The sequence below is a fragment of the Cupriavidus necator A5-1 genome (assembly GCF_000744095.1).
GTDB lineage: Bacteria > Pseudomonadota > Gammaproteobacteria > Burkholderiales > Burkholderiaceae > Cupriavidus > Cupriavidus necator_A.
Genome location: NZ_JQLI01000008.1, coordinates 3,038,843 through 3,061,206 on the forward strand (window position 1 = coordinate 3,038,843; position 22,364 = coordinate 3,061,206).

Genomic DNA, 22,364 nt, shown 5'->3' on the forward strand with positions numbered 1-22,364 from the left:
CCTGTTGTGCTTGTCAGGGTGCGGCAGTCAGGGCCGCGGCATCGCCGGCGCCGACACCGGCATGCCCTCCGACACGGTGGTGGTGGTGACCGTCTGGGTGAGGGTCGGCGCATCCGCCGGCCGCGCCAGCGGCAGTGTCAGCCGCACCACCACGCCGCGCGGCGTGTTCTCTTCCATCTGCATGGTGGCCGACGCGCCGAAGATCCGCGCCAGCCGCTCGCGCACATGCGTGATGCCAAGGCCGGAGCCCTTGCCCGAGGCATGGCCAAAGCCCACGCCGGTATCCTCGATGATGACCTGCACCGCATCGTCCCCGGCCGCGCGCGCCGACAGCCGGATATGGCCGCCGATCATGCAGGGCTCGATGCCGTGCGTGACCGCGTTCTCCACCAGCGGCTGGATCAGCATGGGCGGGATCTCCACCTTCGCCAGCTCCCGCGGCAGGTCGATGTCGAACGAGAGCCGCTGGCCGAAGCGCATGGCCTGGATATCGAGGTAGCTGCGCAGCAGCTCGAACTCCTGCCGCAGCGTGCATTGCTCGGCGCGGGTGTGCGCCAGCGACATGCGCAGGAAGCCGATCAGGCGCTGCAAGAGCTGGCGCGCCGTGGGCGGGTCGGTGGCGATCAGGCCATCCAGGTTGGCCAGCGAATTGAACAGGAAGTGCGGCTCGATCTGCGCCTGCAACGCCATCAGCTGCGCGCGCACCAGCTGCTTTTCCGCTTCTTCGCGCTGCAGCGCGTCGAGCGCGGCCTGGCGCTCCAGGTAGGCGAGCTTCTCGCGCGACCAGTAGAAGTAGATCATCGAGGCCGAGGCCAGCATGCCCACCACCAGGCACATGCGCAGCATGTCGCCGGTTTCCGCGATCGACTTGGGCGGCAGCTCCAGCGCTACGCGCGTGGCCCAGCTGCCGATCACCACGCCGGCCGGCACCGCGGCCGCGGCCAGCAGCAGGAAGGGCCAGCGGCGCGGCCGGTCGTTCCACCAGATCAGCACGCGCGGGATATCTATCAGCAGCCAGATCGACAGGCCGATCAGCTGGCTGTAGACAAAGTTGTGCCACAGCGTGCCGCCGGTCTGGAAGCCGTAGTTCAGGCTGACGGCGATGACCGTGTTCATGCACAGCACGAACAGCAGGTCGCGGCCGAGGATGGTGAGCCGGGAGGGGATGGCGGTGGCGACGGAGGAGAGGCAGCGTTCCATGGCGGTCATGTTAGCGTGGACTGGGCTTCACGCAATGCGGGGATATGCTGGGGCGGACAACGCAACCCATGCGCCTCATCAGCCCGGCCCCGACGGGCCCGCCTGCGGCGGACAGCCTGCGCGCCGGCTAGTCAGCGCCCGCCACCATTGGCCTGACAGCACGTAACGCGGGAACGTGATCCATTGCTCGGCCAGGATGCGGCCGGCGATATCGGCCGGGCCCGCGAACGGCTCCGGCGCGTGCGCTTCCAGCCGGTGGCCGCGGCCCTGCAAGGCCATCGACATGCCCATGCACACCAGCCCCAGCGCCACCGCCGGCAGGCTCAGGCGCAGCAGGCCATAGATGCCCAGCACCGTGCCCGCCATGAACATCGGCACGGCCACGATATGCAGCAGCAGGTTGCGGGGATGCTGGTGGTTGCGGCCATAGCCGCGCCACTGCCAGCGCAGCAGCGGTTCGTCGCGCATGATGGTCTCTCTCCCTTGCCCCTCTTTCCTTGGCCCTGGTCCGGACTGGATGGTCCCGGTACGGCCAGCCGCGCGCATTATTTGTTGCGCTGCGGCACACGCGCGGCGCACGCGGTATGGCAATGCGCGGCACGTGCAGGGACTTTACCCCTCACACGGGCATGAAGAAAGACTCTTGCGACGAACGGCGGGCACGGGGCGCGAACTGCACCGTGCGGGGGTGGACGGCGGGGGTGGAGGCAGCGTCAGGTGCGGCCTGCGCCGCTCCGTGCGCCGTCCCAGGGTTCAGGCCGCCAGTGCCTGGCGCTCCTGTTCCGACAGCGCGCTGGTCACGGTATCGCGCGACAGGTGCGGCGCGAACATGTTGATAAAGGCATGTGCGTAACCGCGCAGGTAGGCGCCGCGGCGCACCGCCACGCTGGTGGTGTTGGAGGCGAACAGGTGGTCGGCCGAGATCCGCACCAGCCCGGAGTCCTTGCGCTCGTCATAGGCCATCGAGGCGATGATACCCACGCCCAGCTCCAGCTCGGCGTAGGTCTTGATCACGTCGGCGTCCAGGGCGGTCAGCACGATCTCCGGCTGCAGCCCGGCTTCGGCAAAGGCGCTGTCGATCTTGCGGCGGCCGGTGAAACCGGCGTCATAGGTGATGAGCTGGAAGCCGGCCACGTCTTCCAGCGTCGGCTCGGGCAGGCGCGTGAGCGGATGGTCGGGCGAGACCACCAGCACGTGCTGCCAGCTATAGGCCTCGAACGAGGTCAGCCCGGTCTCGGTCGCCAGCGCCTCGGTGGCGATGCCGATATCGGCCTGGCCCGTCAGCAGCAGTTCGACGATATGGGTCGGCGACGCCTCCTGCAGCGCCAGCGTCACGTGCGGGTATTCGCGGCGGAACGCCTGCACCACGCGCGGCAGCGCATAGCGCGCCTGCGTGTGGGTGGTGGCCACGGTCAGGCGCCCGGTATGGCGGCCGGCGAACTCGTCGCCGGCCTGGCGCAGGTTCTCGGCCTCCTGCAGCAGGCGTTCGACGATGCGCACGATCTCGCGCCCGGGCTCGGTCAGGCCGGTCAGGCGCTTGCCGTAGCGCTCGAAGATCTCCACGCCGAGCTCTTCCTCCAGCTCGCGGATCTGGCGCGATACGCCGGGCTGCGAGGTGTAGAGCGCGTTGGCGACTTCGGTCAGGTTGAACTGGCGGCGCACCGCCTCGCGGATCGATCGGAGTTGCTGGAAGTTCATGTCGTCGCCTTTTCTTGTTGGGTGGACGTGGTGCGCGGTTGCGTGAACACACGCAGCTGGCGCGGGCGCACCGCGAGCAGTTCGCCTTCACGGAAGCCCGCATGGCGGAAGCGCTCCAGCGGCAGCGCCACTTCGATCACGTCCTGGTTGTCTTCGCGTTCAAGTTCGAGCTGCGCGACCGGACCCAGCGTCAGCGCGCGGCGCAGTGTGACGGCGATGCCGTCGGCGCCCGGCGCATAGCGCTCGAGGTCGAGGTCGTGCGGGCGCACATAGGCCACCGCATCGCCGGCGGTCTCGTGGCCGCTGCCGACTACCGGCAGCACCGCCTCGCCGGTATGCAGCAGGCCACCGCTCTCGCCCACTTCCAGCCGGCCGTGGAACAGGTTCACGTTGCCGAGAAAGCCGAACACGAACGGCGTGGCCGGATGGTTGTAGACCGCCTCGGGCGAGCCGTACTGCTCCACGTGGCCGCGGTTCATCAGCACCACCTGGTCGGCCACCTCGAGCGCCTCTTCCTGGTCGTGCGTAACGAACACGCTGGTGACGTGCAGCTCATCGTGCAGGCGGCGCAGCCAGCGGCGCAGTTCCTTGCGCACCTTGGCGTCGAGCGCGCCGAAGGGCTCGTCGAGCAGCAGCACGCGCGGCTCCACCGCGAGCGCACGGGCCAGGGCGATACGCTGGCGCTGGCCACCGGAAAGCTGCGACGGGTAGCGGTCGGCCAGCCAGTCGAGCTGCACCAGCTCCAGCAGCGAGCGCACCTTGTCGCGGATCTGCGCTTCGCTCGGGCGCTCGGCGCGCGGCTTGACGCGCAGGCCGAAAGCCACGTTCTCGAACACGCTCATATGCTTGAACAGCGCATAGTGCTGGAACACGAAGCCCACCTGGCGCTGCCGCACATGCTGGTCCGAGGCATCGCGCCCGGCCAGCACGATCTGGCCTGCGTCGGCGCGCTCCAGGCCGGCAATGATGCGCAGCAGCGTGGTCTTGCCGCAGCCGGACGGCCCCAGCAGCGCGGTCAGCTCGCCTTCGTCGAAATTGAGCGAGACGTTGTCCAGCGCGACAAAGTCGCCAAAGCGCTTCTCTACGTTCTTGACCTGGATGCTCATGATGCCTGTCCTTGCAATGTGCCCAGCGGCCGCTCAGGCGCCGTTTCTTCGGTTTCCTTGCGGGCGCGCCACTCCACCAGCGTCTTGATGCCGAGGGTGACCAGCGCCAGCAGGGTCAGTAGCGAGGCCACCGCAAAGGCCGCCGCAAAGTTGTACTCGTTGTACAGGATCTCCACGTGCAGCGGCATGGTGTTGGTCAGCCCGCGGATATGGCCCGACACCACCGACACCGCGCCGAACTCGCCCATGGCCCGCGCGTTGCACAGGATCACGCCGTACAGCAGGCCCCAGCGGATATTGGGCAGCGTGATATGGCGGAAGGTCTGCCAGCCGGAGGCGCCCAGCACAATCGCGGCCTCTTCTTCTTCACTGCCCTGCGCCTGCATCAGAGGGATCAGCTCGCGCGCGACGAAGGGGAAGGTCACGAAGATGGTGGCCAGCACGATGCCCGGCACCGCGAACATGATCTTGATGTCGTGCGCTTCCAGCCACGGCCCCAGCCAGCCCTGCGCGCCGAACAGCAGCACGTAGACCAGGCCGGAGATCACCGGCGACACCGAGAACGGCAGGTCGATCAGCGTGATCAGCAGGTTCTTGCCGCGGAAGTCGAACTTGGCGATGGCCCACGCCGCCGCCACGCCGAACACCACGTTCAGCGGCACCGCGATCGCCGCCACCGTCAGCGTGAGCTGGATCGCGGCGAGCGCGTCGGGCTCGATCAACGCGTCCCAGTAGGTCTGCACGCCCTTGCGCAAGGCTTCATAGAAGACCGAGGCCAGCGGCACGAACAGGAACAGCGTGAGGAACAGCACCGCTACGGTGATCAGCGTGTAGCGCACCCATGGCGCCTCGCCGGTGGCGTCGAATCTGTGATGGGCCCTGGCGTTACCCTGCCCGCCCAGGCGTCCGGAAACTGCGCCCGCCATGTCAGAACTCCTTGCCCGTGGCGGGCGCTTCAGGTGCCAGCGCCGCACGCACGCCCGACTGGTGGCGGCGCGTCCAGGCCTGCAGCAGGTTGATCAGCAGCAGCAGCGCGAACGAGATCACTAGCATCACCACCGCCACCGCGGTGGCGCCGGCGTAGTCGTACTGCTCCAGCTTGGAATAGATCATCAGCGGCGCAATCTCGGACACCATCGGCATGTTGCCGGAGATAAAGACCACCGAGCCATATTCGCCGGTGGCACGCGCGAACGACAACGCAAACCCGGTCAGCAGCGCCGGCAAGATGGCGGGCAGGATCACGCGGTGGAAGGTCTGCAGGCGGTTGGCGCCCAGGCTCGCGGCGGCCTCTTCCAGTTCCTGCTCGACATCCTCCAGCACGGGCTGCACCGTGCGCACCACGAACGGCAGGCCGATAAAGGTCAGCGCCACCACCACGCCCAGCGGCGTGAAGGCGACCTTGATGCCCAGCGGCTCCAGGTAGCGGCCGATCCAGCCATTGCCGGCGAACAGCGCCGTCAGCGCAATACCGGCCACGGCCGTGGGCAGTGCGAATGGCAGGTCCACCAGCGCATCGATCAAACGCTTGCCGGGAAAGCGGTAGCGCACCAATACCCATGCGACCACCAGCCCGAACACCGTATTGACGATGGCCGCTACCAGCGACGCGCCGAAGCTCAGCTGCAGCGACGCCACCACGCGCGGCGCCGTGACCGAGGTCCAGAAGGCGTCCCACGTCATCGTGAACGTCTTCAGGAACGTGGCCGACAACGGGATCAGGACGATGAGCGTCAGGTAGAACAACGTGAAGCCGAGCGACAGGCCGAAGCCGGGCAGCACGGTGAAGCGCTGCGTGGCCGGGCCGCGGGGCGGGCGGGCTGCGCCGGATTCCGGCGCGCGGGGGGCGGCTGGCGGCGGCGCGTCCGCCAGGGAAATGGATGGTGGCATGTCGTCTCGTCTGCGAGCGGTGCGCCGTCGGGCCAGGGATGGCCGGCCCCGGCGGGCCCGTTCTTTATGACGCCGGCGCATATCGCTCCGGCCTACGAGACAGATTCTGGAGACTCGCCCTTATAAATAGAACGAATCTTTCTGAATTTTCTTAGACGGTTTAGATATAAGGGACGGTTGGGGTGACTTCGACACCCGTCTCCCATGCGGCGCCCGGACCACTTCCTGCGCTCGCCTCCCCGCCTTGGCCGATCCGCTGGACCAGCGTATCGAGCAGTGCGAGGCCCTCTGGCCACTCGCCGAGCCCGGAATCGGCATTGATGTGACCCAGCATGCCCGAATCGACCAGTTCACTGCCCCACAGCGTGCCCCAGCTGAAGGCGGTGCGTTGCGGCATCCACGGGTCGTTGCGACTGGCGACCAGAATCGTCGGGAACGGCAGCCGGTAGGTCGGCAGCAGCGCCGCCACGCCAAATTTGTCCGGATCCGCCGGCGCCACCAGCAGTGCGCCGGCAATCCCGACCGAATCGAGCGCCGCCTGGCGCAGGGACGCCAGACAGCCAAAGCTGTGCGCCACCAGCACCGCGCCACGCGAGGCCACGCGCTGTGCGCGCATCACGCCTTCGGAAACGCGCTCGGCCCACAGCGGCAGGCTCGGGCGCGACCAGTCGTGCTGCTCGACGCGCTGCCAGTCCGGGAATTTCTGCTCCCAGCGGCTTTGCCAGTGCCCCGGTCCGCTGCCATGCAGCCCCGGCACGGTCAGCACCTGCAGGTGCCGCGGGATTTCCAGTCGCGTGCGCGCCCCGGTCGATGGTGAGAGGGATTGCGTCATACCGGCTCCTTGCTCAGTTCATTGACCGTGGCCGCATGGGTCGCCCGCAGTCCGGCCACGCTCATCGGCGCGCCGGCGAAGGCGCCCTGCCCCAGCCCGATGCCGGCGGCCTGCAGCCGCTCCACGCTTTCGGCATCCTGCAGCCGCCGCCCGATCAGCGTGACGCCGGCGCTGTTGGCGCTGGCACGCAGGCCGGACAGCTGACGGTCGGTCCAGGTGCGGCGCATGTCGAGCTTGAGCCAGTCCGGCAACGCGTGCGCCATCAATGCGCCCGCTTCAGCCGGATCGGAAGCCTGCAGGCTCACCGCGAATCCATTGCGACGATAGTTGCCAACCACGTGCAGCAGCAACGGCAGGTCGTCGTTGGCACTGGCCGGCACCTGGATCACGAAGCGCTCCAGCGGCAGCCCCAGCGATTGCAGCGCGCGCCGGAAGGCCGCGCCGTGGTCGTCGGCCACCGCGACCAGCAGGCGGTTGTGCACGTTCAGCACCAGCTTTTGCTCGCCGTCGGCGGCAAAGTAGTTGATCGCATGCAGCAGTCGCGAGAGCCGGTCCAGCGATACCAGCGTGTGGTCATCGGCCGCCATCGCAAACAGCTTCCACGCAGCCAGGCCTACGCCGTCCTGCGCGTAGGTGTGAATCGAACCCTCGTGCGCCACCACTTGACGGTCAGCCAGTGCCACCAGTGGCTCGAACACGCTGGTCAGCGAGCAGTTGAAGAACTGGCCCTGCACCTGTCCGCGCGCATCGCGCCACAATTGCCGGTCAGCCACGGGCTTGCGCGGCAGCGATTCGAGATAGCGTTGGAGCGCAGGGACTGCGCCCGTCGGTTCATGCACGCCTGGCATGGCGATTCCTTCGATTGACCGGGCCCCTTGGCCTCAAGGTCTGATTGGTGATGGTGGCGGCTGCAATGTGCGCCGTCGCATCGCATCTGCCCGCTTGCTCATGATAGGAGTTCAGCCGGCGCGAGCGTATGAAGATTCCGACCTGTCGATGGTCGCGGCGCGGCCGAAGCGCTGCGCACGCATCATGATATGCCGCTACACGGTCTCGCTACGCAGCCCAGCTGACGGTCAGGCGCGACGGCTGCGTGGCCGCCTCCACTTGCGTGCCGGTTTGCGCAGCCGCCTGCGGCGCCTGCCGCATCACCCGCTGCAACACCGTGGCCTCCAGTTGCGCGAAGCCTGCCGCGCCGCGTTCGCGCGGGCGCGCCAGCGCCACGCGCTCGTCCATCGCAATACGCCCGTCCTCGATCAGCACGATGCGGTCGGCCAGCGCCACCGCTTCGGACACGTCGTGCGTGACCAGCAGCGCCGTGAAGCCAAGACGCCGCCACAGGCCTTCGATCAGTCCTTGCATCTCGATTCGCGTAAGTGCGTCGAGCGCACCGAGCGGCTCGTCCAATAACAACAGTTGCGGGTGATGCACCAGCGCACGTGCCAGTGCCACGCGCTGGCGTTGCCCGCCGGAAAGACGTGCAGGCCACGCCTGTGCGCGGTCGGCCAGCCCCACCTGTGCCAGCACCTCCGCAGCTTCGGCGCGGCGTTCACGTGGCAGCCCCAGCGCCACGTTGTCGAGCACGCGCTTCCACGGCAACAGCCGCGCGTCCTGGAACATCACGCGCACGTCGGCACTGGTGCGGCCGCGCTCGCCATCGATCGTGATGCTGCCGGCATCGGCATTCTCCAGCCCCGCCACCAGCCGCAGCAGCGTGCTCTTGCCGCAGCCGCTGCGCCCGACGATCGCGAGGAACTCCCCCGCCGCCACATCGAGCGCCACGTTGTGCAGCACTTCGCGGCCGTCATAGCGCTTGACCACCTGGCTCACGTGCAACGCCACACCACCTGCCTTGCGCGGCGCCTCTGCCACTGGCCGTGCCGCCTCGCGGCGCGCGAGGCCCGCTTCAAGTTCAGCCAGCGCGGCCTGTTCCACCGGGTACATCTGCATATCGATCTCCTTGCCTTGATTGGGACGCCAGCGCAGCCTTGCATCAGGCGGCGGCGTAGCCCGGGTGCCAGCGCAGCCAGTAACGCTCCAGCCCGCGTGAGAGCAAGTCGGCCAGCTTGCCCAGCAGCGCATAGAGCAGGATGCCCACCAGCACCACGTCGGTTTGCAGGAACTCGCGCGCGTTCATCGTCATGTAGCCGATGCCGGACTGCGCGGAGATGGTCTCCGCCACGATCAGGATCACCCACATCAGCCCGAGCGAAAACCGCACGCCCACCAGGATGCCGGGCAGCGCGCCCGGCAGGATGACTTCGCGGTACAGGCGCCAGCCGGACAGCCCGTAGCTGCGCGCCATCTCCACCAGCCCCGTATCGACCGAGCGGATGCCGTGATACGTGTTCAGGTAGACCGGAAAGAACACGCCCAGCGCCACCAGGAACAGCTTGGCGGTCTCGTCGATGCCGAACCACAGGATCACCAGCGGGATCAGCGCCAGCGGCGGGATGTTGCGCACCATCTGCAGCGAGCTGTCGAGCAGCGTGGCCGCGGTGCGGAAGGTGCCGGTCAGCAGGCCGAGCAACAGGCCCAGCCCGCCGCCGATGGCAAACCCGGCCAGCGCGCGCCAGGTGCTGACCCACACGTGCTTCGACAGCTCGCCCGAGCGGGCCAGTTCCCATGCGGCCTGTACCACGGCCAGCGGTGCCGGCAGCACGCGGCTGGACAGCCAGCCGTTCTGCGAGGCCGCCTGCCAGACGACGATCAGCAGCACCGGAACGATCCACGGCGTGAGCGCGCGTGCGAGCTGAGGTGCGTGGCGTGGCGGCGGCAATTGCGGAGCACTCATGATTGCTCTCCTTCAGCTTTGCGCCGCGCGCGGCACGATGCCGGTCGCCATCACTTCGCCGAACGGGCCGGACAGCACCTTGCCCGGGAGCTTCTCGCGCACCGAGCGCGGCAGCAGCGGGAACACCAGTTCGGCAAAACGGTAGGCTTCTTCCAGGTGCGGGTAGCCGGAGAGCACGAAGGTGTCGATGCCAAGCTCTGCGTACTCGCGCATGCGCTCCGCCACGGTGTGCGGGTCGCCCACCAGTGCGGTGCCAGCGCCACCGCGCACCAGGCCCACGCCGGCCCACAAGTTGGGGCTGATCTCCAACGTCTCGCGTGTGCGGCGCGCGCCGCCGGCATGCAGCGCTGCCATGCGGCGCTGCCCTTCCGAATCCATCTTGGCGAACACCGCCTGCGCGCGCGCCACGATGTCGTCGTCGAGCCGGCTGATCAGGTCATCGGCGGCGGCCCACGCGGCTTCATCAGTTTCGCGCACGATCACGTGCAGGCGGATGCCGAACTTCACGGCGCGGCCATGGCGTGCCGCGTGGCGGCGCACGTCGTCGAGCTTCCGCGCGACGTCGGTCGGCGGCTCGCCCCAGGTCAGGTAGGTATCGACCTGCTCGCCCGCGAGCGCATGCGCCGGCGCGGACGATCCGCCGAAGTACACCAGCGGGTGCGGGCGCTGCAGCGGCGGGTAGAGGACGCGCGCGCCCTTCACGCTCAGGTGCTTGCCCTCAAAGTCGATCTGGCCGCTGTCATGGCTGGCGGCGAGCACCTCGCGCCAGATGCGCAGGAATTCGGCCGAGGCCTCGTAGCGCGCGGCGTGGTCGAGGAACAGGCCGTCGCCTTCCAGCTCGGCGGTGTCGCCGCCGGTGACGAGGTTGATCAGCAGCCGGCCGTTCGAGATGCGGTCGAAGGTCGCCGCCATCCGTGCGGCCAGCGTCGGCGCCATCAGCCCCGGGCGCACCGCGACCAGGAATTTCAGGCGCTGCGTGACCGCCGCCAGCGCGGACGCTGCCACCCACGGGTCTTCGCACGAGCGCCCGGTGGGGATCAGCACCCCTTCATAGCCCAGGGTATCGGCGGCCACGGCAACCTGCTTCAGGTAGTCGAAGTTGACTTCGCGCGCGCCCTCGGAGGTGCCGAGGTAGCGGCTGTCGCCGTGGGTGGGGATAAACCAGAATACGTGCATGTCGTTCTCCTTATGTTATTGCCAGGTGCGCGATGCCTATCGCTGCGCCTGCTGCTGCGGCACGTCCCAGCGCGCATCGGCCACCTTGACCGGCCTGGGGATCAGCTTGAGCGTGTGGAAGACGTCGGCGATGCGCTGCTGCTCGGCCAGCACTTCGGCGCTGACGGGGCGCGCGCCGTACGAGAAGCGCGATACCGCCAACTCGAGCACATCGGCCGGCAGGCCGGTTTCACCGGTCAGCACGGCGGTGGCGTCCTTCGGGTTCTTCTCCGCCCAGTTGCCCAGCGTGGCCAGCTCGTCCAGGATCAGCTTCACGATCTCCGGCTTTGCTTGCGCATACGGCCGCGAGGCCAGGTAGAACTGGTGGTTGCTGACCACATTCTTGCCATCCGCGCCGCGGCCATCGGCGAGCACGCGCGCACCGAGCTGTTTCTCAGCGGCAGCAAGGAACGGGTCCCAGATCACCCACGCATCGACCGCGCCGCGCTCGAAGGCCGCACGCGCATCGGCCGGGGGCAGGTAGACCGGCTGGATCTCGCCATACGGCACCCCGGCCCTCTCCAGCTGGCGCACCAGAAGGTAATGCACGTTGGAACCCTTGTTTAGCGCCACGCGCTTGCCGCGCAACTCGGCCACCGAGCGGATCGCCGAGCCCTTGGGCACGACGATGGCTTCAGCGGTCGGCGCCGGCGGTTCGTTGCCGACATAAACAAGCTGCGCGCCGGCGGCCTGCGCGAAGATCGGCGGCGCCTCGCCGACGGTGCCGAAGTCGACCGCGCCGACATTCAGCCCTTCCAGCAGTTGCGGCCCGGCGGGGAACTCGGTCCACTTGACGGTGATGCCTTGCGGCGCCAGCCGCTTTTCCAGCGTGCCGCGCGCCTTGAGCAGCGTCAGCGTGCCGTACTTCTGGTAGCCGATGCGCAGCACCTTGGCATCGATGTTCTTCGATTGCGCTTCGGCGCGGCCGGGCAGCAGGCCGTAGGCCAGGCCGGTGGCAGCCACCAGCGCGGCGGTGATCAGGCGGCGGCGCTGGATTGCCGCGCGGGACAGGATGCTCGATGTCATGCGATTTCCTCCATGGCCGGGGCGATGCCCTCCAAGGCCAGATTGATGGCTAGGGTGGTGACGGCAGCAGGCCTCCCTGCCGACCCCGCTTTGCGGGTGGCATGGCGTGGCTGCCGCTGCGCCGGGCTGGCCGGCGCCACTTCAGTCAGTCAGTTCAGGCGGAACATCGCTCGGCGACCGCGGCGGCCGCGGCGCGCTGCACCAGCGCGCGGGGCACCACGTCGAGCGGCACGTCGATGCGGGCATGCGCCAGCGCATCGCGCACCCGCAGCACGCCTTCGTCTAGGCGCGCCGACAGCGCGGCATCGAAGCGCACCTCGCGCACGCCGGAGGCATCGGAGGTCTCGATCTGCTGGTCGACGGCAAAGATGCCGGGCAGGATCTGGCGCGAGCCCAGCGCGGACAGCACCGGGCGCAGCGCATAGTCGATCGCCAGCGCATGGGCGAGGCTGCCGCCGGTGGCGATCGGCAGCACGATCTTGTCGCGCAGGCCGGTCTGCGGCAGCAGGTCGAGGAAAGCTTTGAGCAGACCGCTATAGGCGGCCTTGTAGACCGGCGTGGCCAGTACCACCACCTGCGCCTCGGACACGGCGCGCGTGGCGGCGGCGATCGCGGGTTCGTCCACGCGCGCTGCCAGCAGCGGACCCGCCGGCAGTTCGCGCAGGTCGAGATGGCGGGTGCGTTCGCCGGCAGCCTCCAGCGCGGCGCGCAGGTGCGCCAGCACATGGCCGGAACGGGACTGGACCGACGGGCTGCCGGAGAGCGTCAGGATGGACATCGGGGCTTCCTTCTTCTTGGTGGGCCGGTCGGCGCCGGGGCCGCCCCACGCGGCCCCGGCCCGCCGGTCTCGTGGGTTATTTCTTGCCGGGCTGATAAATCTGGTCGAACGAACCGCCATCGGCGAAGTGGGTCTTCTGCGCCTTCTGCCAGCCGCCGAACACTTCATCGATGGTGAACAGCTTGACCTTGGGGAAGTTGGCCGCGTACTTGGCCGCCACCTTCTGCGAGATCGGGCGGTAGTAGTTCTTGGCCGCGATCTCCTGGCCTTCATCGGTGTACAGGAACTGCAGGTAGGCCTCGGCCGCCTTGCGCGTGCCCTTCTTGTCGACCACCTTGTCGACCACGGCCACCGGCGGCTCGGCCAGGATCGAGACCGACGGCGCGACGATATCGAACTTGTCCGGGCCCAGCTCCTTGATGGCCAGGATGGCTTCATTCTCCCACGCGATCAGCACATCGCCCAGGTTGCGCTCGACAAAGGTGGTGGTGGCGCCGCGCGCGCCCGAATCCAGCACCGGCACATGCTTGAGCAGTTCGCCGACGAACTCGCGCGCCTTGGCGTCGTTGCCGCCCGGCTGACGCAGCGCATAGCCCCACGCGGCCAGGTAGTTCCAGCGCGCGCCGCCCGAGGTCTTCGGGTTGGGCGTGATCACCTGCACGCCGGGCTTGACCAGGTCGCCCCAGTCCTTGATGCCCTTGGGGTTGCCCTTGCGCACCAGGAACACGATGGTCGAGGTGTACGGCGAGGCGTTGTGCGGCAGGCGCTTCTGCCAGTCCGGCTTGATCAGCCCCTTCTCCGCGATGGCGTCGATGTCATAGCCCAGCGCCAGCGTCACCACGTCGGCATCGAGCCCGTCGATCACCGAGCGCGCCTGCTTGCCCGAGCCGCCGTGCGACTGGCGCACGGTCACGGCGTCGCCGCCCTGGGCCTTCCAGGCCTTGGCGAAGGCGGCGTTGACGTCGACATACAGCTCACGCGTCGGATCGTAGGAAACGTTCAGCAGGTTGGCAGCCGAGGCGGTCTGCGCCGCCGTCAGTGCGCCCAGTACGGCCAGGCCGATGGCCAGTTTGCGGATCATCTTGTGTTGCTCCCGTCAGTGTCGTGAATGCGCGCCAGGCGCTGTTTGCTTTGTCCGCCGTAGGGGGCGGACTTGTGTCAAGAGCAAGACTACCGAGGGGGCTATCTGAACGGAACGAATGGTTTCGCCGATCCTTTGCTGTTTTTTGCATAAGATCGGACGGAAATATGGGCATGCCGGCGCACGGGGGCATTCGGGACAGGAGGAGGATGCGCCACGCCTCAAAAGAAAACGCCCGCACCGGCAAGCCGGTGCGGGCGAAGTTTCCATTCCGGAAACGGGTAGACAAGTCATGAAGAGCGCCCCCGCATCTCCATGACAGGCAAATGTTATCGGCTTGCCGGCGGCCTCGGGTTGATCAAGGTCAAGTGCGGGCAAGCTGCCGCGCCGATGCCTCAGCCGCCCTGGCGTGCGAGCAGGTCAGCCATTTCGTCGGCATGCTCCTCTTCCACCGCCAGGATGCCCTCCATCAGCCGGCGCGAGGTCGGGTCGCGTTCGCCCAGGAACTGGATGATCTCGCGATAGCTGTCGATGGCGATGCGCTCGGCCACCAGGTCTTCCTTGATCATTTCCGTCAGCGACGTACCCGCCACATATTCCGCGTGCGAGCGGCTGGTCAGGCCGTCGGGCGCGAAGTCGGGCTCGCCGCCGAGCTGGACGATGCGCTCGGCGATCTGGTCGGCATGGCCTTGTTCTTCGTTGGAATGGGCCAGGAATTCATCGGCGACGCTCTTCGAGTTCGGCCCCTTGGCCATGTAGTAGTGGCGGCGATAGCGCAACACGCAGACGATCTCGGTCGCGAGCGCGTCGTTGAGCAGCTTCAGCACGCTATCGCGGTCCGCGGCATAGCCCGCGGTCACGGCGCCATCATCGATGTGCTGGCGGGCGCGCTCGCGCAGCTTCTTGACGTCTGTGAGGAAAGGCTTATCGGTCATTGAAGGGCTCCTTGGGGGATGGGCTGCGTCAGCGCAGCCCCTTGTAGGGAAACTCAGCCCTTTTGCGACGCGAAAAGTGTGCCACTCGGCGGATGGGGCTAAGGCGCGGCTGGCGACGCCCCGTGGGCGGCGCGGCGTGAAAAATTTGCACGGGGCGGGACTGCCTTACACGCGGCGGGCGATGGCAAGGCGAAAAAAAGCCCCTGCGCAAATTCGCAGGGGCCTGACTGTAAGCGACCGCTTGTGTGCTCCCTCTCCCGCGGGCGGGAGAGGGGAGCAAACCCGCAGCGGTTTCAAGCTGTTGGGCAGGCCTTAATCGAGCTTCCGCCCGAACGTGAACTCCCCGTCGACATAATCCACCGGCACCACATCCTTGGCCGTGAACTTGCCTTCCAGGATCGCCCGCGCCACTGGGTTCTCGATCTGCTGCTGGATCGCCCGCTTGAGCGGACGCGCGCCGAACACCGGGTCGTAGCCCGCGCTGGCGATCTTCTCCAGCGCCGTCTCGCTGACCTCCAGCGTCATGTCCATGCGGGCCAGGCGGGCCTGCAGGCGTTGCAGCTGGATGCGCGCGATCGACTCGATATGCTGCTGGTCGAGCGCGTGGAACACCACCACTTCATCGATCCGGTTCAGGAACTCCGGCCGGAAATGCGTGCGCACTTCCTGCCAGACCGCGCCCTTGATCGCTTCCTGCGGCTCGCCGGTCATCGCCTGGATGATCTGCGACCCAAGGTTGGACGTCATCACGATCACCGTGTTCTTGAAGTCCACCGTGCGGCCCTGGCCATCGGTCAGGCGGCCGTCGTCCAGCACCTGCAGCAGCACGTTGAAGACGTCCGGGTGGGCCTTCTCGACTTCATCGAGCAGCACCACGCTGTACGGCTTGCGGCGCACGGCCTCGGTCAGGTAGCCGCCTTCCTCGTAGCCCACATATCCCGGCGGCGCGCCGATCAGCCGGCTCACGCTGTGCTTCTCCATGAATTCGCTCATGTCGATGCGGATCAGGTGCTCTTGCGAATCGAACATGAACTCGGCCAGCGCCTTGCACAGTTCGGTCTTGCCGACGCCGGTCGGGCCCAGGAACAGGAACGAGCCATAGGGCCTGTTCTCGTCCGCGAGCCCGGCACGCGAACGGCGGATAGCGTCGGACACCAGCCGCACGGCTTCGTCCTGGCCCACCACGCGCGCATGCAGGCGGTCTTCCATCTTCAGCAGCTTCTCGCGCTCGCCCTGCATCATCTTGGACACCGGGATGCCGGTCGCACGGCTTACCACTTCGGCGATTTCCTCTGCGCCCACCTGCGTGCGCAGCAGCTTGTTGGGCTGCTTCTGCTCGCTGGCCTCGGCATCGGTCGCGGCCTTGAGCTTGCCTTCCAGGCCCGGCAGCTTGCCGTATTGCAGCTCGGCCACCTTGTCGAGCTTGCCTTCGCGCTGCAGCTTGGTTATCTCGAGCTTGACCTTCTCGATCTCTTCCTTGAGCGCGGCCGTGCCTTGCGCGGCGCCCTTCTCGGCCTTCCAGATCTCGTCCAGGTCGGCGTATTCCTTCTCCAGCCGGGCGATCTCCTGCTCGATCAGGTCCAGGCGCTTGAGCGAGGCTTCGTCGGTCTCTTTCTTGACCGCTTCGCGCTCGATCTTGAGCTGGATGGTGCGGCGCTCGAGCTTGTCCATCGCCTCCGGCTTGGAGTCGATTTCCATCTTGATGCGCGCGGCCGCCTCGTCGATCAGGTCGATGGCCTTGTCGGGCAGGAAGCGGTCGGTGATATAGCGATGCGACAGCTCCGCCGCGGCGACGATGGCCGGGTCGGTGATCTCGACGCCGTGGTGCAGTTCATACTTTTCCTGCAGGCCGCGCAGGATGGCGATGGTCGCTTCCACTGTGGGCTCGTCCACCAACACCTTCTGGAAGCGGCGCTCGAGCGCGGCGTCCTTCTCGATGTACTTGCGGTATTCGTCCAGCGTGGTCGCGCCGATGCAGTGCAGCTCGCCGCGCGCCAGCGCCGGCTTGAGCATGTTGCCCGCGTCGATCGCGCCCTCGGCCTTGCCCGCACCCACCATGGTGTGGATCTCGTCGATAAAGACGATGGTCTGGCCCTCGTCCTTGGCAACGTCGTTCAGCACGGCCTTCAGGCGTTCTTCGAACTCGCCGCGATACTTGGCGCCAGCCAGCAGGCCGGCCATGTCGAGTACCAGCACGCGCTTGTTCTTCAGGCTTTCGGGCACCTCGCCGTTGACGATGCGCTGCGCCAGGCCTTCGACGATGGCGGTCTTGCCCACGCCCGGCTCGCCGATCAGCACCGGGTTGTTCTTGGTACGGCGCTGCAGGATCTGGATCGCGCGGCGGATCTCGTCGTCGCGGCCGATTACGGGGTCGAGCTTGCCGATGCGGGCGCGCTCGGTGAGGTCGATGGTGTACTTCTTGAGCGCTTCGCGCTGGCCTTCGGCCTCGGCGCTGTTGACGGATTCGCCGCCGCGCACGGCCTGGATGGCCGACTCGAGCGACTTGCGGTTCAGGCCGCTTTCACGCGCGATGCGGCCGGCCTCGCCCTTGTCGTCGGCAACGGCCAGTAGGAACAGTTCGCTGGCGATGAACTGGTCGCCGCGCTTGATGGCTTCTTTCTCGGTGGCGTTGAGCAGGTTGACCAGGTCGCGGCCGATCTGGACCTCGCTGGTGCCCTGCACCTGCGGCAGGCGCTTGATGGCGGCGTCCAGCGCCGTCTGCAGGCCCTGCACGTTGACGCCGGCGCGCGACAGCAGCGCCTTGGCGGCGCCGTCGTCCTGCGACAGCAGCGCGCGCAGCACGTGCTGCGGGTCGATGTATTGGTTGTCGTTGGCCAGTGCCAGGCTTTGCGCATCAGCCAGCGCTTCCTGGAACCGGGTGGTCAGCTTGTCAAGACGCATAGGAATCCCTCTCTCAGATAAGGTCGTGTCCTGATGCGAGGGGCGTCGGCTCACGGTCTTGGTTGCCGGAGCGCCCGTATGCCCTGCCGGACACTGGATGTCTTATCGAAAGATAAGGCTTCGCCGCGACATTTCAAGGCCGCGATCCGACGTCTTGCGATGTCGTCGAGTGCTGCATGCGATACGCGCGCAAGGGCTAAGCGGCCCGGCTTTCGCCCTTGTCCGCCAGGTTGCGCACCAGCACCAGGGACTCGCCCCGCACCACCACCCGGCCGTCGGCGCCGGTGACGAGGCTGGCCAGGTTGACCAGGTCCTTGCCGGCGCGCAGCCGCACGATGCGCGCGCGCGCGGTCAGCGGCTCGCCCAGCCGCGCGGCCGAGGCCAGGCGCAGCGACTGCTTCATCCAGCCGGTGCCGCGGCCGGGCAGACGCGTGCCGAGCAGGTCGGAGAACATGCCGGCCAGCAGCGGCAGCGGCACCACCGGGCCCTCGAAGCCGCGCGCGCGGGCGAAGGCGGGGTTGGCGTGGTACGGGTTGGCGTCGCCGGTCAGGGCGATGTATTCATCCAGGTCGGCTGACGAGAAGGCCCGTTCCGCGCTGGCGTCCTGGCCGGGGCGCAGGCCGTACAGCGCAGCGTCACCCTCCTCGCCCAGCGCCGCGGCGGGATCGGGCGGCATCGCGGCCAACCGGTCCGGCACAGCGTCCACAAGCCACAAGGACTCGCCCACGGCCGTGACGCGCGGCGCCGCTTCCGCCGCCGCGCTGCCCACGGTCGTGCCATAGCCCAGCAGCCCCGTCGGCGCCTCGGCCTGCGGCGTCAGCCCGATCTGCACCGCGTCGCCGACAAAGGCCGGCGTCGGGAACATCAGCGTCTGCCCGACCGGCAGCGCCGGCCCGGGCAGTTGCCGCCAGGTGTGGGCGCACAGCAGCGAAAACAAGAACATGCCGTGCGCCACCGTGGCACCGAAATGCGTGCCACGGGCAAAGTCCGGATCGCAGTGGATCGGGTTATCGTCGCGCGACAACGCCGCGAATCGGTCGAAGTCGCGCTGCGTCAGCACGCGCGGTGAAGCGTTGGTCATCAGTCTGGCACCTGGACGGTAGAAGCGTTGACGGTAATCGCGTTGGCGGGCGTCGGCGAGGCCGCGAACGGCGGCACGTTGGACGGCAGCAGCGTCGGCGCGGTGGTGGCGTTGGTGCTGCCGCCGCGCGGCGTGGTGCGCACTACCTGTGACGGCGGCAGCGCCTTGTTGGCGGTCAGATTGTCGTAGACCGCGTCAAGCGCGCGGATCACGTAGATGTGCAGCGGCACATAGCGATTGCTATAGCCTGACACCGCCCCGATGAAGGCATCGAAGTGCTGGGCGTTCTCGACCTCGACATAGGTCAGCTTGCTGGCATCGCCCTCCTGCCGCCGGTTGAAGCCGAGGTATGGTCGTGACGTGTGGTTGACCGGCAGCAGGCCGTCGCTGCGACCGTGCACGATCATCGCGGGCTTGCCGCGCAGGTTGCCCGAGCGCAGCGTCTGGGCGAGGCCGGATTGCAGTGCCTGTGACGGAGCGTCGGTACCCGTCAGCAACGCGCGCAGGCAATTGGCGCCGTCGAAGTTCGCGTCCGTGCGCTGGGTCGAGACCGAGACCGACCGGCCATTAAGGAAAGGCCCGTTGGCCGGATCGCGGTCATTGATCAGCTGCACCGTGCTGGTGGGCGGCACGCCGTTGCCAGTGGCGAACAACGATGCCAGAGCCGCCGGCGCAATCACTGCCGGCTTGAAATCGGCCAGCGTCGTCGCAAAACTGTAGCCGCACAGGCGATCCGTCACGCTGGCCCTCGCGTACGAGTTGGCATAGGTGACCGAAATCGAGGCCGCCGTATCGAGCGCGGCGAGCGACGGATGGAGATCGTCCGATTCCGGCTCCCACCCTGCCGCATGCAGGGCAGCCAGTGCGCTGGCAGCCTGGTCGCCCAGTGTGCTCCCGGACACAATGTTCTTGTCCGCCAGGGTCTGGCAGCGATTGGCGAAATTGACGTTCTGGCCAAAGGCCGGCGCGAGGGTCAGGGCCGTCGCCTGCGACGCGCATAGCTGGAGCAGGTTGGCCGTGGTCATGTAGTCATAGAGGATGCGGCCCGAGGCACTGACAGTACTGCTGCCGCGCTTGATCACGATGCCGGTATCAGGCGGCAGGTTCAGGTTTGGCTCACCCACCGCCACGCCGTCGATCAGGCCATCGGTATCCTGCTCGGCCGCGGCGACGGCAGCCCCACCGCCGTTTGACACGCTTGAGGCAATGACCAGAATCCTGTCCTTGTCCATGCTGAGCTGGCGAGTGCCGTCGGCCGCCACCGCCCCGAAGCGGTCATTGATGGCCCAGATGCCGAACTGGATCGCCTGCAGCGTGAACTTGCCCCAGTCCTTCTCCGGGTTCTGCTGCGAATGGGCGTGCTTGAAGGCCAGCCGGTGCGGCGCAGCGGCGGTAAAGTCTGCCAGCGAGATCGCCCCTGGCTTCGCCGCGAACTGGGCGTTCCCGCCGGCTGCGGTGCGCGTGGTGCGGGTGCCATCAATCAGCGGCACGGCGTCAGTGTCCAGGTCGTGCGGCGCGGCGCCTGTTCCCTTGTCGGTATAAGCCACGGCGCAGCCGCGCTTGAGGCCCCACTCGCCGACGGCGATGGCGCCGTAGACGCCGCGCGATCCCGACGAGGTGGCTGTGATCATGCAAGGCTTCGCCGAATTGAACGTGTTCGGGATCTGCACCAGCATCGTCACATTCTGATTGCCGGTGCCGTCGTCCGAATACGCCAGGTATTCCACTCCCGCGATCTTGCCTTCGGAGGCGGTGACGTTGCCCTGCGCATCGACATTAGGGCCGTACAGCGAGCCGTAGCCGCCGCCGGACGTGGTATCGACGATGGCGCGGTAATTCGAGTAAATCGCATAGCGCCGCAGCTCGGCCGCGGTCGGTGCAGTCGGGTTGGCCGGCAGCGGCGCCGAGCTGCTGGCCAGACCATCCTTGCCGAGGCCGGCAGTCAGCAGATCGTCGGTGGTGCCGTTGTAGCTGTTGACGGTGACGGCGCCGACAAAGGCGGGCTTGGTGTTGGGGTTGCTGCCGTTGCTGTTGCTGTTCTTGTTGTCGCCGTCGCCCGAGCCGCAGGCGACCGCGAGCATCGCTGCGCCAGTGGCCAGGACCGTGACTCCGAGGCGGCGCTGCCGCAGTGGCGGAATCTGCATGGATTGCATGTCACCCTCCTTCTGTCGCCCCGCGAAGGGGGGCAGTCGAGACATTCGTCAAATGGAAGACTGCGAGACTTCGGCAATGCGAAAAGACAGAAACGGCCGGCGCGATGCGCCACGCCTCAGCCGGCAAACCTGGTGCGCAGCTTGTGCTTCTCCACCTTGCCGGACGGCGTTCGCGGCAACGCATCGAGAAAGCGCACGTGGCGCGGCACCTTGTAGCCGGCCAGCTGTGCCTTGCAGTGGGCGATGACCTGGGCTTCGTCCAGCGTGGCGCCCGGGCGCAGCACCACCAGCGCCATGCCGACCTCGCCCCAGCGCGCATCGGCGGTGCCGATCACCGCGGCCTCGGCCACGCCGGGGAGCTGGAACAGCACGTTCTCGACCTCGGCGGGATAGACGTTCTCGCCGCCCGAAATGAACATGTCCTTGGCTCGATCGACGATGTAGTAGTCGCCCTCCCCGTCGCGATACGCGATATCGCCGGAATGCAGCCAGCCGTCGCGGATCGCGGCAGCCGTCGCTTCCGGCAGGTTCCAGTAGCCCGGCGTCACGCCGGGGCCCTTGATCAGCAGTTCTCCACGCTCGCCAGGCCCCAGGTCCACGCCCTGCGCATCGACGATGCGCGTCAGCATCGACCCGACCGGCTTGCCAATGGTCCCGATCTTGCGGCGCGCGGTTTCCTCGTCGCAGACGAACACCGTCGGGCCCGTCTCGGTCATGCCGAAGCCGAAGCAGATGGTCACGCCCTTGGCCAGGTAGGCTTCCAGCAGCGGCTTCGGCACCGGCGAGCCGCCCGCGGACATATTGCGCACGCCGCCGAAATCCGCCTGCGCAAAGCGCGGGTGCTGGCTCAGGAACAGGTACACGGCGGGCACCGCAAAGAACATCGTGATGCCCTGGCCGGAGGCCCGGTCGAGCCTGTCGAGCACCACCTGCGGCTCGAACTGGCGCATGATGTGCACCGTGCCGCCAGCATGCAGCACCGGGTTGGCATACAGGTTCAGCCCGCCGGTATGGAAGAACGGCAGCACGCTGAGGAACACGTCGTCGCGCGTGATCTTGTTGGCCAGCATGGCGTTGACGGCATTGAAGAACACCATGCCATAGGTCTGGATCACGCCCTTGGGCTTGCCGGTAGTACCGGAGGTGTAGAGCAGGTGCCAGACCTCGGACTCGTCGCGGCACGGCATCTCGATGATGCGGCCGGAAGCGGCATCGAGCACCGCCTCGTACTCGGTCCAGCCGCCGGGCACGTCGGCGGCCTCGTCATCGGCCAGGTGCAGCACCGCTCGCAGCGGCACGGCGCGCGCCAGCTCCGCCGCCACGGCGAGGAAGCCGTCGCCGGCCACCAGCACTTCGGGTGTGCAGTCCTGTAGGATCGGCAGCAGTTCCGCCGCCGGCAGGCGCCAGTTCAGGCAGACCATCACCATGCCGGCCTTGGCGCAGCCATACAGCATTTCGAAGTAGTCCGAGCTGTTGTGCGCCAGCACCGCGACACGCGTCCCCGGGGCGAGGTGCAAACCCTCGGTCAGGTATTCGGCGAAGCGGCCGGCGCGCTCGTCGAAATGGCGATAGGTGACATGGCGGCCGGTCTCGACGTCCACCAGTGCGACCTTGTCGGGAAAGTGCTGCGCGTTCTTGTGCAGCCAGTCGATGACGTACATGCGCGAGCTCCGC

The 22,364-nt window shown here is 67.6% G+C and carries 19 protein-coding genes; all 19 read right to left on the reverse strand.

Translation table 11 applies throughout. The features are described from left to right. Positions 1-27 precede the first annotated feature (27 nt). The 19 genes from K307_RS37915 to K307_RS38005 all read right to left on the reverse strand — a co-directional run bounded on the left by K307_RS37915 (position 28) and on the right by K307_RS38005 (position 22,351). Positions 28-1,209, reverse strand: a complete 1,182-nt coding sequence (locus tag K307_RS37915; RefSeq protein WP_042886214.1) for a sensor histidine kinase — start codon at positions 1,207-1,209, stop codon at positions 28-30. 69 nt (positions 1,210-1,278) lie between these two features. Further along, positions 1,279-1,668 carry a terminase gene (locus K307_RS37920; RefSeq protein WP_051975363.1) on the reverse strand — a complete coding sequence of 130 codons (390 nt, stop codon included), beginning with the start codon at positions 1,666-1,668 and terminating at the stop codon, positions 1,279-1,281. A 285-nt stretch (positions 1,669-1,953) separates the two neighbouring features. Then, the gene (locus tag K307_RS37925) at positions 1,954-2,898 is read right to left on the reverse strand and encodes a CysB family HTH-type transcriptional regulator (protein ID WP_042886215.1); all 945 of its coding nucleotides are present in this window, start codon (positions 2,896-2,898) and stop codon (positions 1,954-1,956) included. Beyond that, on the reverse strand, positions 2,895-4,004 hold the full coding sequence (locus tag K307_RS37930) for a sulfate/molybdate ABC transporter ATP-binding protein (RefSeq protein WP_042886216.1): 1,110 nt from the start codon (positions 4,002-4,004) through the stop codon (positions 2,895-2,897). The genes K307_RS37925 and K307_RS37930 overlap by 4 nt, the downstream gene beginning before the upstream one ends. Beyond that, complete coding sequence (gene cysW / locus K307_RS37935; protein ID WP_042886217.1) at positions 4,001-4,930, reverse strand: sulfate ABC transporter permease subunit CysW; 930 nt, start codon at positions 4,928-4,930, stop codon at positions 4,001-4,003. Before cysW ends, K307_RS37930 begins: the two co-directional genes overlap by 4 nt. 1 nt (position 4,931) lies before the next feature. Next, positions 4,932-5,894 (reverse strand): sulfate ABC transporter permease subunit CysT, encoded by a 963-nt coding sequence (gene cysT / locus K307_RS37940; protein WP_042886218.1) that lies wholly within the window; start codon positions 5,892-5,894, stop codon positions 4,932-4,934. A 160-nt stretch (positions 5,895-6,054) separates the two neighbouring features. Continuing rightward, positions 6,055-6,726 carry an RBBP9/YdeN family alpha/beta hydrolase gene (locus K307_RS37945; RefSeq protein ID WP_042886219.1) on the reverse strand — a complete coding sequence of 224 codons (672 nt, stop codon included), beginning with the start codon at positions 6,724-6,726 and terminating at the stop codon, positions 6,055-6,057. Next, positions 6,723-7,574 (reverse strand): EAL domain-containing protein, encoded by an 852-nt coding sequence (locus tag K307_RS37950; RefSeq protein ID WP_042886220.1) that lies wholly within the window; start codon positions 7,572-7,574, stop codon positions 6,723-6,725. Before K307_RS37950 ends, K307_RS37945 begins: the two co-directional genes overlap by 4 nt. 208 nt (positions 7,575-7,782) lie before the next feature. Then, on the reverse strand, positions 7,783-8,676 hold the full coding sequence (locus tag K307_RS37955) for an ATP-binding cassette domain-containing protein (protein WP_042886221.1): 894 nt from the start codon (positions 8,674-8,676) through the stop codon (positions 7,783-7,785). 43 nt (positions 8,677-8,719) lie between these two features. After that, positions 8,720-9,520 carry an aliphatic sulfonate ABC transporter permease SsuC gene (gene ssuC / locus K307_RS37960; protein WP_042886223.1) on the reverse strand — a complete coding sequence of 267 codons (801 nt, stop codon included), beginning with the start codon at positions 9,518-9,520 and terminating at the stop codon, positions 8,720-8,722. A 12-nt stretch (positions 9,521-9,532) separates the two neighbouring features. Next, entirely contained in the window at positions 9,533-10,696 is a 1,164-nt protein-coding gene (gene ssuD / locus K307_RS37965) for an FMNH2-dependent alkanesulfonate monooxygenase (protein ID WP_042886225.1), read from the reverse strand. A 36-nt stretch (positions 10,697-10,732) separates the two neighbouring features. Further along, positions 10,733-11,761, reverse strand: coding sequence for a sulfonate ABC transporter substrate-binding protein (locus K307_RS37970; protein WP_042886226.1), 1,029 nt, complete (start codon positions 11,759-11,761; stop codon positions 10,733-10,735). A 154-nt stretch (positions 11,762-11,915) separates the two neighbouring features. Then, on the reverse strand, positions 11,916-12,539 hold the full coding sequence (gene ssuE, locus K307_RS37975; protein WP_042886228.1) for an NADPH-dependent FMN reductase: 624 nt from the start codon (positions 12,537-12,539) through the stop codon (positions 11,916-11,918). A gap of 76 nt (positions 12,540-12,615) precedes the next feature. After that, a complete protein-coding gene (locus K307_RS37980; protein ID WP_022535652.1) occupies positions 12,616-13,620 on the reverse strand; it encodes a sulfate ABC transporter substrate-binding protein in 1,005 nt (334 codons plus the stop codon). A 395-nt stretch (positions 13,621-14,015) separates the two neighbouring features. Beyond that, on the reverse strand, positions 14,016-14,555 hold the full coding sequence (locus K307_RS37985; protein WP_042886229.1) for a ferritin-like domain-containing protein: 540 nt from the start codon (positions 14,553-14,555) through the stop codon (positions 14,016-14,018). A gap of 312 nt (positions 14,556-14,867) precedes the next feature. Beyond that, on the reverse strand, positions 14,868-17,456 hold the full coding sequence (gene clpB, locus K307_RS37990) for an ATP-dependent chaperone ClpB (protein WP_042886230.1): 2,589 nt from the start codon (positions 17,454-17,456) through the stop codon (positions 14,868-14,870). A 196-nt stretch (positions 17,457-17,652) separates the two neighbouring features. Further along, positions 17,653-18,537, reverse strand: coding sequence for a MaoC/PaaZ C-terminal domain-containing protein (locus tag K307_RS37995; protein WP_042886231.1), 885 nt, complete (start codon positions 18,535-18,537; stop codon positions 17,653-17,655). Next, entirely contained in the window at positions 18,537-20,690 is a 2,154-nt protein-coding gene (locus tag K307_RS38000; protein ID WP_042886232.1) for a 3-hydroxybutyrate oligomer hydrolase family protein, read from the reverse strand. Before K307_RS38000 ends, K307_RS37995 begins: the two co-directional genes overlap by 1 nt. Before the next feature lie 116 nt (positions 20,691-20,806). After that, the gene (locus K307_RS38005) at positions 20,807-22,351 is read right to left on the reverse strand and encodes an acyl-CoA synthetase (RefSeq protein WP_042886233.1); all 1,545 of its coding nucleotides are present in this window, start codon (positions 22,349-22,351) and stop codon (positions 20,807-20,809) included. Positions 22,352-22,364 lie beyond the last annotated feature (13 nt).

Excerpts from the sequence above, each read along its gene's own strand:
- K307_RS37945 (WP_042886219.1), bottom strand. The coding sequence starts at position 6,726 with ATGACGCAATCCCTCTCACCATCGACCGGGGCGCGCACGCGACTGGAA.
- clpB (WP_042886230.1), bottom strand. The coding sequence starts at position 17,456 with ATGCGTCTTGACAAGCTGACCACCCGGTTCCAGGAAGCGCTGGCTGAT.
- K307_RS37955 (WP_042886221.1), bottom strand. The coding sequence starts at position 8,676 with ATGCAGATGTACCCGGTGGAACAGGCCGCGCTGGCTGAACTTGAAGCG.
- cysT (WP_042886218.1), bottom strand. The coding sequence starts at position 5,894 with ATGCCACCATCCATTTCCCTGGCGGACGCGCCGCCGCCAGCCGCCCCC.
- ssuE (WP_042886228.1), bottom strand. The coding sequence starts at position 12,539 with ATGTCCATCCTGACGCTCTCCGGCAGCCCGTCGGTCCAGTCCCGTTCC.
- K307_RS37950 (WP_042886220.1), bottom strand. The coding sequence starts at position 7,574 with ATGCCAGGCGTGCATGAACCGACGGGCGCAGTCCCTGCGCTCCAACGC.
- K307_RS37980 (WP_022535652.1), bottom strand. The coding sequence starts at position 13,620 with ATGATCCGCAAACTGGCCATCGGCCTGGCCGTACTGGGCGCACTGACG.
- cysW (WP_042886217.1), bottom strand. The coding sequence starts at position 4,930 with ATGGCGGGCGCAGTTTCCGGACGCCTGGGCGGGCAGGGTAACGCCAGG.
- K307_RS38005 (WP_042886233.1), bottom strand. The coding sequence starts at position 22,351 with ATGTACGTCATCGACTGGCTGCACAAGAACGCGCAGCACTTTCCCGAC.
- ssuD (WP_042886225.1), bottom strand. The coding sequence starts at position 10,696 with ATGCACGTATTCTGGTTTATCCCCACCCACGGCGACAGCCGCTACCTC.
- K307_RS37925 (WP_042886215.1), bottom strand. The coding sequence starts at position 2,898 with ATGAACTTCCAGCAACTCCGATCGATCCGCGAGGCGGTGCGCCGCCAG.
- K307_RS37920 (WP_051975363.1), bottom strand. The coding sequence starts at position 1,668 with ATGCGCGACGAACCGCTGCTGCGCTGGCAGTGGCGCGGCTATGGCCGC.
- K307_RS37970 (WP_042886226.1), bottom strand. The coding sequence starts at position 11,761 with ATGACATCGAGCATCCTGTCCCGCGCGGCAATCCAGCGCCGCCGCCTG.
- K307_RS37985 (WP_042886229.1), bottom strand. The coding sequence starts at position 14,555 with ATGACCGATAAGCCTTTCCTCACAGACGTCAAGAAGCTGCGCGAGCGC.
- K307_RS37995 (WP_042886231.1), bottom strand. The coding sequence starts at position 18,537 with ATGACCAACGCTTCACCGCGCGTGCTGACGCAGCGCGACTTCGACCGA.
- K307_RS37915 (WP_042886214.1), bottom strand. The coding sequence starts at position 1,209 with ATGACCGCCATGGAACGCTGCCTCTCCTCCGTCGCCACCGCCATCCCC.
- ssuC (WP_042886223.1), bottom strand. The coding sequence starts at position 9,520 with ATGAGTGCTCCGCAATTGCCGCCGCCACGCCACGCACCTCAGCTCGCA.
- K307_RS38000 (WP_042886232.1), bottom strand. The coding sequence starts at position 20,690 with ATGCAATCCATGCAGATTCCGCCACTGCGGCAGCGCCGCCTCGGAGTC.
- K307_RS37930 (WP_042886216.1), bottom strand. The coding sequence starts at position 4,004 with ATGAGCATCCAGGTCAAGAACGTAGAGAAGCGCTTTGGCGACTTTGTC.